The organism is Paenibacillus praedii (assembly GCF_049725345.1).
In the GTDB taxonomy this organism is placed as follows: Bacteria; Bacillota; Bacilli; order Paenibacillales; family Paenibacillaceae; genus Pristimantibacillus.
This window is the reverse complement of sequence record NZ_JBMWAM010000003.1, coordinates 76,513-93,902: the sequence shown is the minus strand read 5'-3', so window position 1 is coordinate 93,902 and position 17,390 is coordinate 76,513. Positions and strand designations below refer to the sequence as shown.

At 48.1% G+C, this 17,390-nt stretch carries 16 protein-coding genes; 15 read left to right on the top strand and 1 reads right to left on the bottom strand.

All coding sequences use genetic code 11. From position 1 onward, the window contains the following. The first annotated feature begins 3 nt into the window (after nucleotides 1-3). The 9 genes from ACO9K6_RS04515 to ACO9K6_RS04475 all read left to right on the top strand — a co-directional run bounded on the left by ACO9K6_RS04515 (nucleotide 4) and on the right by ACO9K6_RS04475 (nucleotide 9,952). Nucleotides 4-1,167 carry an aminotransferase class I/II-fold pyridoxal phosphate-dependent enzyme gene (locus ACO9K6_RS04515; RefSeq protein WP_424766352.1) on the top strand — a complete coding sequence of 388 codons (1,164 nt, stop codon included), beginning with the start codon at nucleotides 4-6 and terminating at the stop codon, nucleotides 1,165-1,167. Between the two features lie 3 nt (nucleotides 1,168-1,170). After that, nucleotides 1,171-2,343, top strand: coding sequence for a trans-sulfuration enzyme family protein (locus tag ACO9K6_RS04510; RefSeq protein WP_424766351.1), 1,173 nt, complete (start codon nucleotides 1,171-1,173; stop codon nucleotides 2,341-2,343). Between the two features lie 168 nt (nucleotides 2,344-2,511). After that, nucleotides 2,512-3,648, top strand: coding sequence for a cyclic dehypoxanthinyl futalosine synthase (gene mqnC, locus ACO9K6_RS04505; protein WP_424766350.1), 1,137 nt, complete (start codon nucleotides 2,512-2,514; stop codon nucleotides 3,646-3,648). A gap of 212 nt (nucleotides 3,649-3,860) precedes the next feature. Next, a complete protein-coding gene (locus ACO9K6_RS04500; protein ID WP_424766349.1) occupies nucleotides 3,861-4,793 on the top strand; it encodes a putative sporulation protein YtxC in 933 nt (310 codons plus the stop codon). A gap of 404 nt (nucleotides 4,794-5,197) precedes the next feature. Beyond that, nucleotides 5,198-7,132: a threonine--tRNA ligase gene (gene thrS / locus ACO9K6_RS04495; RefSeq protein ID WP_424766348.1), complete on the top strand. Its 1,935-nt coding sequence runs from the start codon at nucleotides 5,198-5,200 to the stop codon at nucleotides 7,130-7,132. A 65-nt stretch (nucleotides 7,133-7,197) separates the two neighbouring features. Beyond that, entirely contained in the window at nucleotides 7,198-7,731 is a 534-nt protein-coding gene (locus tag ACO9K6_RS04490) for a 3D domain-containing protein (protein WP_424766347.1), read from the top strand. A 61-nt stretch (nucleotides 7,732-7,792) separates the two neighbouring features. Further along, nucleotides 7,793-7,927 (top strand): hypothetical protein, encoded by a 135-nt coding sequence (locus ACO9K6_RS04485; protein ID WP_424766346.1) that lies wholly within the window; start codon nucleotides 7,793-7,795, stop codon nucleotides 7,925-7,927. 204 nt (nucleotides 7,928-8,131) lie between these two features. Continuing rightward, nucleotides 8,132-9,454: a methyl-accepting chemotaxis protein gene (locus ACO9K6_RS04480; RefSeq protein WP_424766345.1), complete on the top strand. Its 1,323-nt coding sequence runs from the start codon at nucleotides 8,132-8,134 to the stop codon at nucleotides 9,452-9,454. Between the two features lie 93 nt (nucleotides 9,455-9,547). Then, the gene (locus ACO9K6_RS04475; RefSeq protein ID WP_424766344.1) at nucleotides 9,548-9,952 is read left to right on the top strand and encodes a hypothetical protein; all 405 of its coding nucleotides are present in this window, start codon (nucleotides 9,548-9,550) and stop codon (nucleotides 9,950-9,952) included. Between the two features lie 56 nt (nucleotides 9,953-10,008). On the opposite strand, the gene ACO9K6_RS04470 is transcribed toward ACO9K6_RS04475, so the two are convergent. Then, on the bottom strand, nucleotides 10,009-11,310 hold the full coding sequence (locus ACO9K6_RS04470; protein WP_424766343.1) for an ammonium transporter: 1,302 nt from the start codon (nucleotides 11,308-11,310) through the stop codon (nucleotides 10,009-10,011). 265 nt (nucleotides 11,311-11,575) lie between these two features. On the opposite strand from ACO9K6_RS04470, the gene liaF reads away from it, so the two are divergent. The 6 genes from liaF to ACO9K6_RS04440 all read left to right on the top strand — a co-directional run bounded on the left by liaF (nucleotide 11,576) and on the right by ACO9K6_RS04440 (nucleotide 17,388). Continuing rightward, nucleotides 11,576-12,571, top strand: a complete 996-nt coding sequence (gene liaF, locus ACO9K6_RS04465; RefSeq protein WP_424766342.1) for a cell wall-active antibiotics response protein LiaF — start codon at nucleotides 11,576-11,578, stop codon at nucleotides 12,569-12,571. Between the two features lie 9 nt (nucleotides 12,572-12,580). After that, a complete protein-coding gene (locus ACO9K6_RS04460; protein ID WP_424766341.1) occupies nucleotides 12,581-13,612 on the top strand; it encodes a sensor histidine kinase in 1,032 nt (343 codons plus the stop codon). Beyond that, complete coding sequence (locus ACO9K6_RS04455) at nucleotides 13,609-14,274, top strand: response regulator (RefSeq protein WP_424766340.1); 666 nt, start codon at nucleotides 13,609-13,611, stop codon at nucleotides 14,272-14,274. Before ACO9K6_RS04460 ends, ACO9K6_RS04455 begins: the two co-directional genes overlap by 4 nt. Nucleotides 14,275-14,334: 60 nt before the next feature. Further along, a complete protein-coding gene (locus ACO9K6_RS04450; RefSeq protein ID WP_424766339.1) occupies nucleotides 14,335-14,748 on the top strand; it encodes a YugN family protein in 414 nt (137 codons plus the stop codon). Nucleotides 14,749-14,939: 191 nt separating this feature from the next. Then, complete coding sequence (locus tag ACO9K6_RS04445; RefSeq protein WP_424766338.1) at nucleotides 14,940-16,607, top strand: S1C family serine protease; 1,668 nt, start codon at nucleotides 14,940-14,942, stop codon at nucleotides 16,605-16,607. Between the two features lie 88 nt (nucleotides 16,608-16,695). Beyond that, nucleotides 16,696-17,388, top strand: coding sequence for a response regulator transcription factor (locus ACO9K6_RS04440; protein WP_424766337.1), 693 nt, complete (start codon nucleotides 16,696-16,698; stop codon nucleotides 17,386-17,388). Nucleotides 17,389-17,390: the final 2 nt, after the last annotated feature.

Genomic DNA, 17,390 nt, shown 5'->3' with positions numbered 1-17,390 from the left:
ACAATGAAAATCGAAAGTCATTTGGCTCAAATCGGTTCGATTAAGGAGCCCGTAACCGGAGCGGTAAGCTTCCCAATCTATCAGTCCACTGCATTTCGTCATCCTAAGCTGGGACAAAGCACAGGTTTTGATTATGCGCGAACAAAAAGTCCGACGAGATCGGTGCTTGAGGAAGCTGCAGCGCAGCTCGAATCCGGTGACGCGGCATTTGCTTGCAGCTCCGGCATGGCCGCGCTGCAAACGATCTTTGCTTTATTCAAGCAAGGCGATCATCTAATCGTATCGCTTGATCTATACGGCGGCACTTATCGCTTGCTCGAGAAAATTATGTCGCGCTTCGGAGTGACGGCATCCTACGTGGATACGAATGATATTGATGCAATGGCTTCGCTATATACACCGAAAACGAAAGCGGTTCTTATTGAAACGCCAACTAATCCGCTGATGATGATTACAGATGTGGAGCGTGTATCAGCTTGGGCAAAGTCGAAGGGCTTGTTGACGATTGTTGACAATACGCTGTTGACCCCTTTCTTTCAACGTCCAATCGAGCTGGGTGCGGATATTATCATCCATAGCGCGACCAAATACTTGGGCGGCCACAATGATGTATTAGCCGGCTTGATCGTTACAAAAGGAAAAGAGCTTTCTGAAGAAATGGCTTTTCTGCACAATTCCATAGGCGCCGTGCTTGGTCCTCAAGATTCCTGGCTGCTAATGAGAGGGATGAAGACGCTGGCCCTCCGCATGGAGCGTCATCAATATAACGCGACAACAATCGCTAATTATTTGTTGGAGCATGAAGCGGTTGAGGAGGTTTATTATCCGGCTTTGCCGCATCATCCAGGTCATGATATTCAGAATCGGCAATCCTCCGGCAATACCGGCATTTTCTCGTTCCGATTGAAGGATGCCCGCTACGTAGAGCCAATTCTTCGCCATATTAAACTGATTGCCTTCGCGGAAAGCTTAGGCGGCGTCGAATCCTTAATGACCTACCCTGCAGTGCAGACGCATGCGGATATTCCGCTTGACATTCGTCAGGCCATCGGAGTAGACGATCGGTTGCTGCGCTTCTCGGTCGGTATCGAGCATACCGATGATTTGATCGCAGATTTGGAGCAGGCGCTTGCTGCAGCGAAACGCGAGATCGGGGAGGAGCTGTAAGCGATGATTGAAAATCAGAATAAGGCTCAGGCCTCCAATCGACGTTTTGCGACGAAGCTGCTTCATTTCGGCGCTGAGATTGATGGGAATACGGGCGCATCCAGTGTTCCTATTTTTCAAGCGTCAACGTTCCACCATCACGATATATTTAATCCGCCTGAATATGATTACAGCCGCTCTGGCAACCCGACTCGTCAAGCACTTGAGGATTACATAGCACTGCTTGAGGGCGGTGCTCGCGGCTTTGCGTTCGCATCGGGCATGGCTGCTATATCGACGTCCTTCCTTCTCCTATCTGCAGGGGAACATGTCATTGTTACTGAGGATGTGTATGGCGGCACGTATCGCTTGCTTACATCGATTCTGGACAGACTCGGCATTGAATCTACTTTTGTGGATATGACGGATTTCGCAGCAGTTAAGGCGGCCTTGAAGCCGAACACGAAGGCCGTCTTTATGGAGACGCCGTCGAATCCAACGCTAAAAATTACGAATATTGCCGAGACAACAGCTTGGGCCAAGGAGCATGGGCTGCTGACGATGCTCGACAATACTTTTATGACGCCTTATCATCAACGGCCGATCGAGCATGGCGTTGATATCGTGCTGCATAGCGCTACGAAATTTCTGAGCGGTCATAGCGATGTCCTAGCTGGTTTGGCAGTCACAGCGGATGAGAGTTTGGGCAGACGTCTGAAGCAGTTGCAGAATGGACTTGGGTCGGTGCTTAGCGCCCAAGAATCATGGCTGCTTATGCGCGGAATGAAGACGCTGCAGGCACGGATGGAGCATAGCGAGCGGAGCGCACGCAAGCTTGCGCAATGGTTGGCGAAGCATGAGGAAGTGACAGCAGTCTTTTATCCTGGGCTGGAAGGCCACCCGGGCCGCGCTATTCATGAGCAGCAGTCGCTTGGCTATGGCGCAGTCGTATCCTTTGATGTTGGCAGCGGCGAACGAGCCAAAGCCATGCTTAGTAAAGTACAGCTGCCTTTGGTTGCCGTAAGCCTTGGGGCGGTAGAAAGTATACTTTCATACCCTGCCATGATGTCCCATGCGGCGATGCCGAAGGAGGTCCGGCATGCTCGCGGCATTACGGATGGTTTGGTTCGTTACTCGGTTGGACTCGAGGATATCGAGGATTTAATTGAGGATTTGGATCAAGCGCTTCGCGCTTAAATTTCTACAATACGGAAGAAAAGCACGGATGTCCTCGCGGACATGCCGTGTTTTTCCTCATTTTGGGCGAATCGCGCATCTTATTAAAGGTGACTTCCGGCGGCAGTTTATGATAGGATGAAGTGATCGACATTTAATAAAAGTACGGAACTAAGGAGGTCTTACGGCATGGGAACGTTAGACCATATATTGGATAAAGCATTGCGTGGAGAACGAATTAATCTGGAAGAAGGCATGGAGCTGCTAGCCTCGGATCAGATCGAGAAGATGGGCCATGTTGCGAATCAAATCATGTTAAGGCATCATCCAGAGCCGATTACGACGTTTGTCGTAGGGCGGAATGTCAACTATACGAATGTATGTGACGTGTATTGCCGCTTTTGCGCGTTTTACCGTGCGCCTGGCTCGAAGGAAGGCTATGTGCTGTCGGACGATACGATTTTGAATAAAATTCAAGAAACGGTAAACGTCGGCGGGACAGAAATTCTTATGCAGGGCGGCACGAATCCGGATCTTCCATTTACTTATTATTTGGATTTGCTTCGTAAAATAAAAGAGCAATTTCCAAGCATTACAATGCATTCCTTCTCACCGGCTGAAATTCAGAAGATGAAGGTAGTATCGAATGGCCTGTCGCTTGATGAGGTCATCAGACAGCTGCATGAAGCTGGACTGGATTCGCTTCCAGGCGGCGGGGCGGAAATATTGGACGACCGTACGCGCCGCAAAATCAGCCGTATGAAGGGTTCTTGGACGGATTGGATGGACGTTATGAAATCTGCCCATAGACACGGTATGAACACGACTGCCACGATGGTTTATGGGTTAGGAGAAACGATTGAAGAGCGCGCTTTGCACATGCTGCGCATTCGTGACGCTCAAGATGAATGTGTGACGAACAACTATCCTTCACCAGGCTTTCTTGCATTTATTTCATGGCCGTTCCAGCCTGACAACACGAATCTGAAGCTGGAGAAGGCGAAGCCTGAGGAGTACCTGCGTATTGTAGCGGCAAGCCGCATTATGCTGGATAATATTCCGAACTTCCAATCCTCATGGGTGACAATGGGGCCTGAGATGGGCAAGCTGTCTCTTTCCTACGGCTGCAATGACTTTGGCAGCACGATGATCGAGGAGAATGTCGTTTCGGCTGCGGGCACCACGCATAAAGTTAACATCGAGCTTATTTTGCAGCTCATCCGCGAATGCGGCAAAATTCCTGCTCAGCGGGATACGAAGTACAACATTTTGAAGGTGTATAATGAAGCTGATAAGGCGGATTTGGATTTTGTGATGCAAAATTAGTATAAGCTGCAGCAGCTCGCCAATCATAAATCTCTCCAATAGGGGTTTATGATTGGCGAGTTTTTTTATGGATTGCCGCAGGCTGCTGCATAGGGTTGAAGACAGACTCTTATATATATTAAACTCCCCTCGCTCCCTTACATTCCAATACCTTCATCGTATATCCCCGTACACGGGGCCATATACTGATAAGGAAGGAAAGGGGTGAGCTTATGGAGCTGTTTACGGTTTCATTACCGAGAGATCTCCAGCAGTCAGTGAATAAGCTTTCAAAAATGTTGACAGAACAAGCGCATGTCGATTTACATATTGGTACTTCAAAAGAACAGACAGCTATTATTGAATTTGTAGCTGCGTCTGAGCAGGATATAATTTGTCGAGCTGTCCTACCGCATTTTCAGCTGCAAATGCATGGCTCCGCGGTGTATAAAGCAGCAGCCGAGGCTCTGGCGGAATTTATTATCAGTGAGCTTGAGCCCTCGCTGCTTGCAGCGATTATACGCAAAAAATATCGAAACCAAATGGATACGGAAGCGGCTGTCATTGAAAGATATTGTCATGAATTGCTGCATGGAAGAGAATGGGATGGCCTGGGCACGAGAGTATTGGATGCGGATCGGTTAAGACGGAAAAATAAAATCACCGTTGAAGTTGATCAATATCTGCACGTTCATACGCAGCTTAATATGCAGGGCTTTACGACATTCCGCTTAGAGGCCTACCGAAAGGAGCTTGCGGAGGTTGTGGAGTATGCGTTAGATGAGTATGTGCTGGATAAGCAATATCAAGAGTTCATTTCCCTCTTGAAATACTTTGTCTACCTTCAGGATAAGAAGGTACCGATGGTTCATCTGCTTCATAAGGGCAGCCATGATTTTATGCTTTATGATGACAGTTTTCAAAGGCTGGATCCTAACCCTCCGTCGGATCGTATTGTTGCGGAAATGCTGGAGACAGAAATGAATATTGAAGATATGGTTATCAGCTCGCTCATTGCTGTATCTCCAAAGCATATTACGATTCATACAAGACAGCCTGAAATGCAAGTCATTCGCACAATCGAGACCATATTCGATCAACGGGTAACCGTATGCGAACGTTGTGTTTCTTGCAGCAATAGCCTGGATGGTCTTATTCAACCTTGACCGATGGCCAAAGCCGAGTTATAATGACACACATATACGATGCAATCGGCAATGACAAAGACATGTGTCTGCATGTGATGTCCGGCTCAGAGAGAGGAAACTAGGCTGAAATTTCCTTCCATGATATCTGCAGATGTACCCCTTTGAAGCTGTATAGTTGAAACCTTAGTATTTTTTTGTCTAGGGCAGTAAGCTGTACCGGAACTCTCCGTTAACAGAGCATACAAGAACTGCGAAGTGACAGCCAGAGACGGGATCATTCGCAGTTGAAGTAGGGTGGAACCACGAGCACACAAGCACTCGTCCCTTTATAGGGATGCGTGCTTTTTTTTGTGCTTATTTTTGTGCTTGCAATGATGGAGTTTTAGCGAATTGTTCGTAGAAAAACAGGAGGATGATTAGAAATGGCAATTCAAGTTACATTTCCAGATGGCGCGATAAGGGAGTATGCCGCTGGCACAACTATTGAGGAAGTTGCGGGCTCTATTAGCTCCGGACTTCGTAAAAACGCTATTGCCGGAAAAATAAACGGTAAAGTGGTCGATGTCTATACGCCGATCGATGCGGATTCCGCAATCGAAATCGTTACTGTCGAAACGGCTGACGGATTGGAGGTTTATCGTCACAGTACGGCTCACTTGCTTGCGCAAGCGATTAAACGTATTTATGGGGATGAGAATGTAAAGCTCGGAATAGGCCCGGTTATTGAAGACGGCTTCTATTACGATATCGATATGGAGCAATCGTTAACGCCTGAGGATCTTGTGAAGATCGAGAAGGAAATGGATAAGATTGCTCAGCAAAATCTCGACATTCGTCGCCGTGAGGTTAGCCGAGAGGAGGCGCTAGCAATCTTCACGAAGCTGAATGATAATCTTAAGCTTGAGCTTATCCGAGACCTGCCTGAGGATTCGGTTATTACCATTTACGATCAAGGCGAATTTTTTGACTTGTGCCGCGGCCCGCATTTGCCGTCAACCGGCCGAATCAAAGCTTTTAAGCTGCTGAGCGTGGCAGGCGCATACTGGCGTGGGGATTCGAAAAACAAAATGCTTCAGCGCATTTATGGAACTGCGTTTCCAAAGAAGGCTCAGCTTGATGAGCATCTGCATTTCCTGGAGGAAGCGAAGAAGCGCGATCATCGTAAGCTTGGGCGCGAGCTCAAAATGTTTACCTTTTCACGTGAGGTTGGTCAAGGTCTTCCATTATGGCTGCCGAACGGCTCGAAGCTGCGCAGAACAATGGAACGTTACATTGTTGATCTCGAAGAAAGACTTGGCTATGAGCATGTATATACTCCAGTTCTGGCGAATGTAGAGCTCTATAAAACATCTGGTCACTGGGAGCACTACAGCGAGGATATGTTCCCCAAAATGGTCATGGACAACGAAGAGCTGGTTCTTCGTCCAATGAACTGTCCTCATCATATGATGGTGTTCAAAAGTGATATGCGCAGCTATCGCGATCTGCCGGTTCGGATCGCCGAGCTAGGTACGATGCACCGCTATGAAATGTCCGGCGCCTTGACTGGCTTGCACCGCGTGCGCGCTATGACCTTGAATGATGCGCATATCTTCTGTCGTCCGGATCAAATTAAGGATGAGTTCGCTCGTGTAGTAAATTTAATTCGCAAGGTGTATGACGATTTTGGCATCAAGGACTACCGCTTCCGTTTATCTTACCGTGATCCGAAGGATACAGAGAAATATTTCCAAAATGATGAAATGTGGGAAATGTCGCAGCGCATGCTGCGCGAGGTTGTGGAGGAGCTTGAGCTTCCGTTCTTCGAGGCAGAAGGCGAAGCCGCTTTCTACGGGCCGAAGCTTGATGTTCAGATCAAAACAGCGCTTGGCAAGGAAGAGACTCTATCGACTGCCCAGCTTGATTTCTTGCTTCCTGAACGGTTCGAGCTTGAATATATCGGCGATGACGGTAAAAAGCATCGTCCGGTCGTTATCCACCGCGGCATCATAAGCACAATGGAGCGAATGACTGCATTCCTGCTTGAGAACTTTGCAGGTGCGCTGCCGCTATGGCTGTCTCCAGTTCAAGCAAAAGTTATTCCCGTATCAACGGCTTATGAAGCATACGCGCGTAAAGTGGCTGAGGAGTTGCAAGCAAACGGAATCAGAGTGGAGAGCGATCTCCGCAATGAAAAGCTTGGTTACAAAATCCGCGAGGCGCAGCTTGAAAAATCGCCGTATATGCTAGTAGTAGGCGAGAACGAAATGCAGGCGGAAGCCGTATCCGTCCGCAAACGCGGTGAAGGCGATATCGGAGCTATGCCTGTGAAGGAGCTCATTGCTTTGCTGCAGAAGCAGATCGCGGACAAAGAATAATAATAAACAGCGTATAAAGCTTGGGCCATCAGGGCATTATTTCTTCTGAGGAGGAAGTAATCCAGATGGCTACAAGCTTTTTTTGTATGAAAAAAAATATACCTGCATTGGTGCTCCTGATTGTTATGGTATCGGCTTTTAATGCGCTAAGATGCGATGCGGCAGCAGAGCTTGCCTCGAATAGAGGTAAGCCGGACTCGATAGTGGTCGTGGCAACTGGCTATACGGCAGGCGTCGAGTCCACGGGCAAGCGTCCCGGTCATCCGCAGTATGGCATTACGTATTCAGGCGTGAAGGTAAGAAGAGATCAAGTATCAACGATTGCGGCCGATCCCAAGCTGTTTCCGATTGGCACCCTGTTATACATTCCTGGCTATGGCTACGGCGTAGTTGCAGATACAGGCTCTGCTATAAAAGGCAAACGCATCGATTTATATTTTGATACGATCAAGCAGGTATACGAGCAATGGGGCAAGCGAAGCGTTCAGGTTGAAGTGCTGCGCAGAGGGACAGGGAAGCTGTCTCAGGCTTGGTTGAATCAAATTAATCGAGCTATTGAAGCAGGAAAGCCAATCCCGCAGACTTATTTGGAAACCTAAATTAACCGTATATTTAGAGAAAGAATTGTTATACTAACAATGAACCGGGGAGGTGAATACAATGGCTAAAAACAAAAACAACAAAGCTCAAAACAACCAATACAATGCTGAGTTCGCTGAAGAGGTAGGCCAGAATCAAACCAATGCTGCCGGTAAGCAAGCGTCAAATACAGCTCAACAAAAAGCTGAGAAGTGATTGCGAAACATATTGAATTATTGAAACAACAAAGAGGGACCTTGCGGTTCCTCTTTTCTTTTGGCATAAGCTGATATATAATTTAGAAAATTTTGTGTTTTACGTCCTGAGGAGATGAAACCTGACATGACTGGAACTGCTCGTTGGTTTACCCGGAATAACAAAACGTCTCAAGCTTCCCTCGGAGCCGAGGAGCGGAAACGAATGACAAGCTTATTGAATGAGTCCGTCGTTATTTCAGATCAATTGAAGGCTGCGGTAGATGAGGTCGATCGTACTAGCCGTAATTTAACTGAAATTGCAGATCAAACGTTGGCCAAGGAGCAAATCCTTCGCGCAACCAGCTCTCGTGCTATGAATCGCATCGAGGAAGCGTTCTCTTCGCTTCAGGAGGTCGCCTCCGCTGCCGAGCAAATTAGCGGAGCTTCTTCTCATCTGAATACAAAGAGCAAGCAAACGAAGGGAATTGTATTGGATGTACGCCAATCATTTACGACAACGGATCAAGTGATGAGTGAGTTGAATGAAAATAATCGCACGATGGAACAGCACATTCGTCAATTGATCGAGCAAACATCGCATATTAATGAAATTAATCAATTTATTGAAGAGATCGTGTCCCAGACGTCGCTGCTAGCGCTTAACGCTTCCATTGAAGCAGCGCATGCCGGTGAGTATGGAAGAGGATTTTCTGTTGTGGCGCAGCAAATCAAGAAGCTTGCGGAGCAAAGCGGCGAGGCCGTAAAGCGGTCCACAGCGCTTGTCGATAAAATTGAACAAGGTGTTAGGCTTGTTGTTCATGCCGTAGACCGAGAGAAGTCGTCGGTCGAACGCGGTGTTGCGGAAATGGCCGAAAATCGAGATCGTATGGACCTTATTTTTACTCAGATCAATGAGGTAGATAATCTTGTTGAACAAACGAGTATCGCGAGCAAGCAGCAAACGGAGCATATGAATGCTTCTGCATTGATGCTGAAAGATGTCGTGGATGCTGTGAATGAAACGCTGGAGAGCGTAGACAGCACACTCCAGATGAATCAATTACAGCGTGAGGAAATTAGCAATCTAAACCGGATTAGTCGGAATCTTCAGCGTTCATCAACAGATTTATCGCACGCCATTGAGCAAGTTGAGCAGAAGCGAACCATTGCGGAGTCGAACCTGAATGTACCGGCTGTTCAGGAATGGTTAAATGCTGCAGCGATTGATTTACGGTTGTTCCCGCTAGAGGAAAGCACGCATGCATCCAAGTTGACACAACTGCTTCATTCTAAAAAGGATATCGAAGCGATTTGGTCTAATCACTCGGATGGATCCTTCGTTTTCTCTTATCCAGAAGCCGGCTTGTTAAATGCAAAGGGACGTGAATGGTGGAGAAGAGCGATGATGGGGCAGAACTTTCAATCTGAAGCTTATATTTCGGCGATAACGAAGCAGCTGTGTATAACGATATCGGTACCCATCCGCAGCGAAGCTGGCGAAGTAATCGGCGTTATTGGAGCAGATATTTCAATTTCGCAGCAATAGAGAGCTTACTGAAAAAATAGTTTTCAATCCCTCCTTGGATGTTGTATGATACATATGTGAGAAATAATAACATGACAAGACGGGTGAAAACTGATGATAAATCCAATCTCTCATACAGGCTATGCCGATTCTGCTCATCATCGTAAAGCGGGTGAAGTATTTCCGTTTATAGAAGCCTATGTGGCTAAGAAGGAGCAGGAAATAGCTGAAATAGAACAGATGGTTGAGCGTTATGAGAAGCGCAGACTAATGGAAGAGCGCGCTTATCAATCCATGTCTACGTTAAGAAGAATGCTTACAGGAAAGAAGCCCGATCATCATTTAGCGGTTGAATATATTCATTTTGTAAGAAAGCCGATGGAGAAGGCTCGTGCACTGCGGCTTGAAATTGAAAGCGTCCGTTCGATTCAGAATGGATCAGCAGGCGATATCGTATCCGTGTCGGATGGTTTTGCGAGTGAGATCAACGAAATTAATCTTGTCACCAGACATCAATAAATTAAGAAACCGTCTAATGCCTTCCGAGGCTTTAGACGGTTTCTTTTTATGATCGTTTATTTTGTGCCTCTAAGGCGGTCGTAATCGAGGAAATCGTGCTCATGGCTGTAGGCAGGAACTCCGTGAATGCCTACATCAAGTCCAATAAGCTCCTCATCCTTCGATACGCGCACAGGCATAACCTTTCGTATAAGCCACAATACGCTCCAAGTTAAGGCGAAGCCCCAAACGGATACGATAACTAGACCTAGTGCTTGTATGCCAAGCAAATGCCAGCCTCCGCCGTAAAATAAACCGTAATAGCCTTTGCCTGCTTCCCCCGCAAGCTCAGGCAGCGCGAATAAACCAACGGCCAGCGTACCTACGCTGCCGCTAATGCCGTGTACTGCGAACGCCCCCACGGGGTCATCGATTTGTCTGCGTTCCAGCCGCTCGGTGACAAGCACCATTGCGATACCAGATACAGCGCCGATAAGGATAGCCGCGCCGTCGGATACGAATGCGCAGCCTGCAGTAATACCGACAAGGCCCGCAAGTGAGCCATTGATGACCATCGGCGGATCTGCTTTCTTATAACGAAACATGGTGAACAGAATACAGGTGGCGCCCCCTGCTGCTGCAGAGAGCATTGTCGTAATTGCGATATGGCCTATGGAGCTGTTTGTTGCGCTCAAGGTGCTGCCCGCATTGAAGCCGAACCAGCCGAACCATAAAATAAAGGCTCCTACCGATGCGAGAGGCAAATTAGAGGGAGGCACGATATTCACTTTGCCGTTCGCGCTAAATTTACCGATCCGAGGACCGATAAATATGGCGGCTGCAAGCGCGGAGAACCCTCCTAAGGCATGAATGACAGCAGAGCCGGCAAAATCGATCATACCCAGCTTTCCGATAAAGCCATTGACGGACCAAACCCAATGTCCCGCAAGCGGATAGATAAATCCTGTCATGGCGATGGTCAACAAAATATAAGCTCGAAAATTGATCCTCTCCGCTACTGCCCCGGAAACGATGGATATGACAGCGATGACGAATGCGCATTGGAAGAGCCAGTAGGTTTCATGCGAAATATTATTTACGATATGAGACAGGTCGCCGTTGATTAGAAAACCAGTTGAGCCAATGAGTCCAAGGCCTCCGGCATCTTGACCGTACATTAATGCGAACCCGAAAAAGTAAAAGACGAGCGCTCCGAAAGCGATATCGACGAATACCTTCATAATAATGCTAACCGCATTCTTTTGCCGCACGAATCCTGCCTCAAGCAACGCGAATCCGCCCTCCATTAGCAATATCATGGCGGCAGTCAAAACGACCCAGATCGTATCGAGTCCCTTCGACAGTTCTAATACGTCCATATTTTCATCTCCTATTGATCTGTATTGTGAGTCAGGTTTGTATACATTAACTAATTCGATGATCATTATAAGGAGAAAGAGTGAACTATGTCAACGCAATATGTTATATTTCGTTACTCGTGTTAGGTTGTAATTGGTTAATATGAACAATGACTCCGTCTAGAGACTGAGGTTGATTTCAATCGGCCGTCCCCTGTTGCGATTGCAGGACGTCCGTTATACTAAAGCTATCAAATGACGTTGAAAACGTAAGGAGCTGGGCTGCTTGAATGGTAACTTCTTAAACCGGCTGTTCACCGGATTAATCATTATTGCGGTAGGTGTTGTGTTTTTACTGCGGCAAATGGGTCATGTGACCATCGATATTGGCGATATCATCTCGACCTACTGGCCTGTTATTCTGATTATTGTCGGTATAAAAGGATTGCTGACCGGCCGATCGCATGGCTCGGGCTCAGGCTGGTGGGGCGCAATCGTACTGCTTATCGGGTTTGTATTTCTCGGGCGGAACCTGGGATGGTTCGCATGGTCACTCGGTGATATTATTTCTTACATTTGGCCGGTTATTATTATAATCGTGGGAATTAACTTAATTTGGCGACCTAAATCACGGCGTTATCAGCCCCCTGCGGATGATTGGAAGTCGTACCGGCCTTATCAGGACAACTCGGATGTTCCGCCAGCGCCGCCGCTTCATCCTGATCCGACGAAGTCTTCGCCCGAGAAAACGGGAATCGACTTAGGAAAAAGCTCGCAGGAAGCGAAACAAAGTTATGGAAGCCATGCGCACAGCGAAGAGACCGCCTCTTATAAAAAGAGCCATAAGCACCATAAGCGAAATTATAAGGAGCATATGGAGTGGTGGAATCACAGTGATCCGAACGTACAGACGCGTTCAGGCTTTATTGGCGATATTCATATCGGTCATGACTATTGGGATCTGAAGCCGCTTAATATCTCGCATTTTATTGGCGATACCGTGCTCGATTTAACGAAAGCGCAGATCGGACTTGGAGAAACCAAGATTTGCATCTCTTCTTTTATAGGAGATGTAAAGATTTATGTGCCAAATGACTTCGAGGTTGGTGTGCAGGTTGTTTCGAGCGCCTTTATCGGCGATGTAAAAGTATTGGAGCGGAAGGAAGGCGGCATGTTCAACAATATCAACATTCAATCTCCATTTTATACGGAATCGGACAAAAAAATTAAGCTTATCGTCAGCACCTTTATCGGTGATGTGCGAGTCACGAAAGTAGGGTGATCCGCTTTGATGGTTCGCTTATTAAGAAGCGGCAAGTGGGAGCTGATTGGCATGTTCGTCCTTGCATCCGCGGTGTCTCTCGTGCTTGGAGCGGCAGCCTGGATTGGACTTGCCAAGGAAGGCGGATTGACGGAAGTGCGCTTAGGCGCTGCCTCCGTCTTCTTGCTCGTAAGCGCAGCCTTCGGTTACTGGGCGGCACAGCGTATTGGCCGCCGCATTGACGTTCTGCTTCTCTCCTTAAAGCAGGCTTCAAATGGGAATTATAGCGTACGTATTACGGAGAGCGGTCATAATTCATTTGTTGAGGTATATCGTGAGTTTAATGAGCTGGCTAAGCAGATGGAAGAAAAAATGAAATGGCTTCAGAAGCGGGGCGAGGAGTATGTAATGACCGAGTCGGCATCGAATGAAGCGGCGGTACTGGAGGAGCGCAAGCGCTTAGGGCGAGACCTGCATGACACGGTTAGTCAGCAGCTATTTGCGATCCATATGTGTGCTTCCTCGCTGCCGAAGCTGCAGCAGGTTGATCGCGAGCGAGCCGATTCGGTCATGGAGCAGCTTGTTCAAATGTCAAATTTGGCGCAAAAGCAGATGCGGAATTTTATAACCATGCTGCGGCCTATGGAGCTGGAAGGAAGAACGCTTTATGAAGCGCTGGACAAATGGTTTCCCGATTATTGCCGGCAAAACAATCTTCAGGGCGAGCTGGAATGGCGCATTAAGGAAAGGCTGTCTGAAGCGAAGGAGCATCAGCTGTTTCTTATTGCACAGGAGGCGATGGCCAACATCGTCAAGCATGCCAAAGCAGGGGGCTGTACGCTGGCCTTCTCCGATAATGAGCGGCAGGTTGTAATGTCACTGCAGGATGACGGGGTAGGTTTTAAGCCGGACGAGGTGAAGCGAGGCTCCTACGGGCTGTCGACCATGCAGGAACGGGCTCAGAAGCTAGGCGGCGCGGCGGAGATTTGGAGCAAGCCGGGAAGCGGCACGAGAATTAAAGTAACGATACCAAAAATGTTGCGGGGAGAGCCAGAAGAATGAGCCGAGCAGAATCTATAAGAGTCATGATTGTTGATGATCACGATATGGTAAGGATAGGCTTGCGCACCTATTTGATGTTGGAGCCGAAGTTTCAGGTGATTGCAGAAGCAGGGTCCGGGCAGGCAGCGCTGGATATGCTGGGGACGCTAACGGAAGAAAAGCATCCTCAAATCATATTAATGGATTTGATGATGCCAGGCATGAACGGAATCGAAGCGACAAGAGCGATCATGGCCAAATATCCGGAAATCCGAATCATTATGCTTACTAGCTTTCTTGAGGACGACAAGGTGTATGGGGCAATTGAAGCAGGCGCCGTAAGCTATGTGCTTAAGACCGTTTCTGCAGAGGAGCTCATATATGCGATAAGCGGCGCCTTCAAAGGGATGCCTGTCATGACAGCGGATGTGTCTCAGGCTTTGACGCGCGGTTTGCGCCAGCGCACCGCGCAATCGGGGGACGAAGGCTTGACGGAGCGGGAGAAGGAGGTGCTGCTGCTGATCGCCGATGGGCAGTCAAACAAGGAAATAGCGGAGGAGCTGCATATTAGCGTGAAAACGGTCAAAACGCATGTAAGCAATCTTCTAATGAAATGCGAGCTGGAGGATCGGACTCAGCTGGCCGTTCTGGCTCATCGCAAGGGCTGGGCCAATCGCACATAAATGATGACATGGCGGGTATACTACCTACTAGCAAATCGCTTGAGTAAAGGAGTAACCGTCATGATACCTATCTCATCCGTGCTTGAATCACGGGAGCAGCATTTCATTCAGATGAGGGAGCTGCTGGAGCGGCAGCAATTTTCGCTAGGCGGCAATTGGGATTACGATAAAGGTTTTTTTGATCGCGCGCTGGACGAAGAGCGTAAAGTATGGCTTCGAGTGCCGTTCGATGTTGTTAATGGAAATATCGATGTTGAGTCGACAGATACAGAGGCGATAATTAGGCTCGGGACACCTTATGTTCTGAAGCATCTCTACCGGGAAGGAAATGATCCTGAAGCGTCTGTTCGTGTCGTAGGCGCGTTATTCGATCAATTTCAAACGCCAGTGGATCCTGACGCAGAGGTGGAGCAGCAATGGGTGGATCGTGCGAAGCAGGCGCTTCATGAGGTGGAGCAGCTGTTTTCACGTTGAATGTCGTTCCATAGTATAGAGCAAAAAAACGCGTCCAAGCAGTTGCTGGAGCGTTTTTTTTATTTTTGTTTAAATTCCTTTTAAGTTTGTTTTAAGGTAGAATGTGCATGATAGTATTAATTCAACTAAAACGCATTCGAAGCTATCGCTTTGGATGCCTTATGGAATAAGATTCAAGGAGGAGTATGGACATGGACGATCAAAACAACAAAAAGGGCTATGATGACTTTTTTCGCCCGTCTAACGATGAACAGGGCAGCGCAGAAAAGAGTAAAAGTGAAATAAGTCCTTTGCAGGATGCAACTGCTGCACCTCAGGAGAAAGGGGATAAGCCATCCTATTATTATTCGTATGGTCCTTTCAAAGCAAATCCGCAAGAGGAGGCGCGTGCAGCGGGTCAAACAGGTGCACATCAGCAGCCTGAAATCATTCAGGATCAACCCTATGGAACGGCATCGTCGGTAACGTCTGCAACGAGCTATCCAAGAGAGGAGGAGGCGCAGCGCCAATATACATCAGAAGATAACATTACGTTAGCCAAGCCGCCTCAGAAATCACAAATTCGTTCCTTCACATCGTCGCAGCCATCGGGTAAGGGGCCTTGGCAGATTAGAGAGAAAAATCGCACTTCCTTCAAAGCAATCTTCCTATCCTTCCTTGCAGGCGTAGTGCTGGTAGGTGGGCTTATGTATACGGCGGATATAAATAATTGGTTCACTGGCGCTCAGCAGGCGCTGACAGGTCAACCGCAATCGACAAGCGCCAGCGGTACCGTAGCTTCGACTACAGGCGGAGGCGACAGTTCAGCTGCTGCTATTGCAGCAAGACCGGACAATATTGCACAATTATTCGAGACTGCCAGCCCTGCTGTAGTCAAAATTGAAACCTTTGTAAATGCTGCGAATCAGGGAAACGGCGGAGGTATGATGGATGATTCGTTTTTCCGTCAATTTTTCGGCGATAGCTATCCTGGCACGCAGAGCCCGCAGGAAGGGCAAGGCAATATGCAGCAATCGGGAATCGGAACCGGCTTTTTCTTCGATTCATCGGGCTACATTTTGACGAATGAGCATGTTGTTGGGCAATCTGATCAAATCAAAGTTATTGTCCAAGGCTTTGATAAGCCGTTTACAGCGGAATTGCTAGGCTCAAGCTATGAGCTGGACTTGGCGGTGCTGAAAATAACAGGCGACAAAGCATTCCCTACACTGCCGCTAGGAAGCTCTGATGATATTAATATTGGAGACTGGGTAGTTGCAATTGGTAATCCATACGGCTACGATCATACGATTACAGCAGGCGTGTTAAGCGCGAAGGAGCGTCCGATCGACATTCAAGATTCGCAGGGCCAGCGTCAATATGAGCATTTGCTGCAAACGGATGCTTCTATTAACCCAGGAAACTCCGGCGGACCTCTGCTCAACATAAATGGCGAGGTAGTTGGTATTAATACAGCAGTGAGCTCGCAGGCGCAAGGTATCGGCTTCGCGATTCCGACGAGTACGATTCAAGGTGTGCTGGAGAATTTGAAAAATAATGAAAAACCAGCCATTCCGTTCATCGGCGCAGAGCTTTCTGATGTGACGGAAGAGATCGCGCAGCAGCTAGGTATGGATAGCGTTGAAGGCTCGATCGTGCGGAATGTATATTATAACTCGCCTGCACATCAGGCTGAGCTTCAGCAGTTTGATGTTATCGTAGGCATAGACGGTAAAAAATACAATAATACGTCGGCTTTAATCAAAGCGATTCAAGCGAGCAAAGTCGGCGACAAAGTGCAACTGAACATCGTTCGCAAAGGCGCCGAAATGAATCTTCAGGTTGTTATTGGCGACAAAAATAAGTTTGGCGTACAATAAAAAATAAACAGTGGCTTGATCAAGCTGAACAAGCGCAGAGTGACAGCGGGCTCTGCGCTTTTTGTTGCAAATAGAGGGGGATGTCCGGATGAGACACCATATTGTTGTGGTAGACGATGATGATAAAATTATTTCCTTGCTGCGGAGAAGCTTAGCCTTCGAAGGCTATGAGGTTACTACTGCCTCCAACGGGATGGAAGGACTGAAGGTTCTGCTTACGACAGAGCCGGACCTGCTTATTCTTGATGTGATGATGCCGCAGGTTGACGGCTGGGAGGTGTGCCGCCGCGTACGCGAGGGAGGAAGCGCCGTGCCGATTCTAATGCTGACGGCTAAAGATGATATCGGTGATCGGGTTAAGGGGCTTGACCTGGGAGCGGATGATTATTTAGTGAAGCCGTTCGCTTTGGAGGAGTTGCTCGCCCGGACTCGCGCTTTGCTGCGCCGTAAAGCGGATAAAATCGAACAGGCCAGCAATCAGTTGGTTTATGAGGATTTAATACTTGATATGGATGCCAGGGAGGCCATTCGCTCAGGCCAGCGGATTGAGCTGACATCCAAGGAGTATGACCTGCTGCTTCTCTTTATGCAAAATCCGCGACGGGTGCTTACCCGCGATGCGATCATGGAGAGAATTTGGGGTTATGATTTTAGCGGCGAGTCTAATGTACTGGAGGTATATATCGCCATGCTGCGCCAGAAGGTAGAGGAGGGCGGAAGAAGTCGTCTAATCCAAACGGTGCGCGGCACCGGGTATGTGCTTCGCGGAGAGGCGGGTTGACG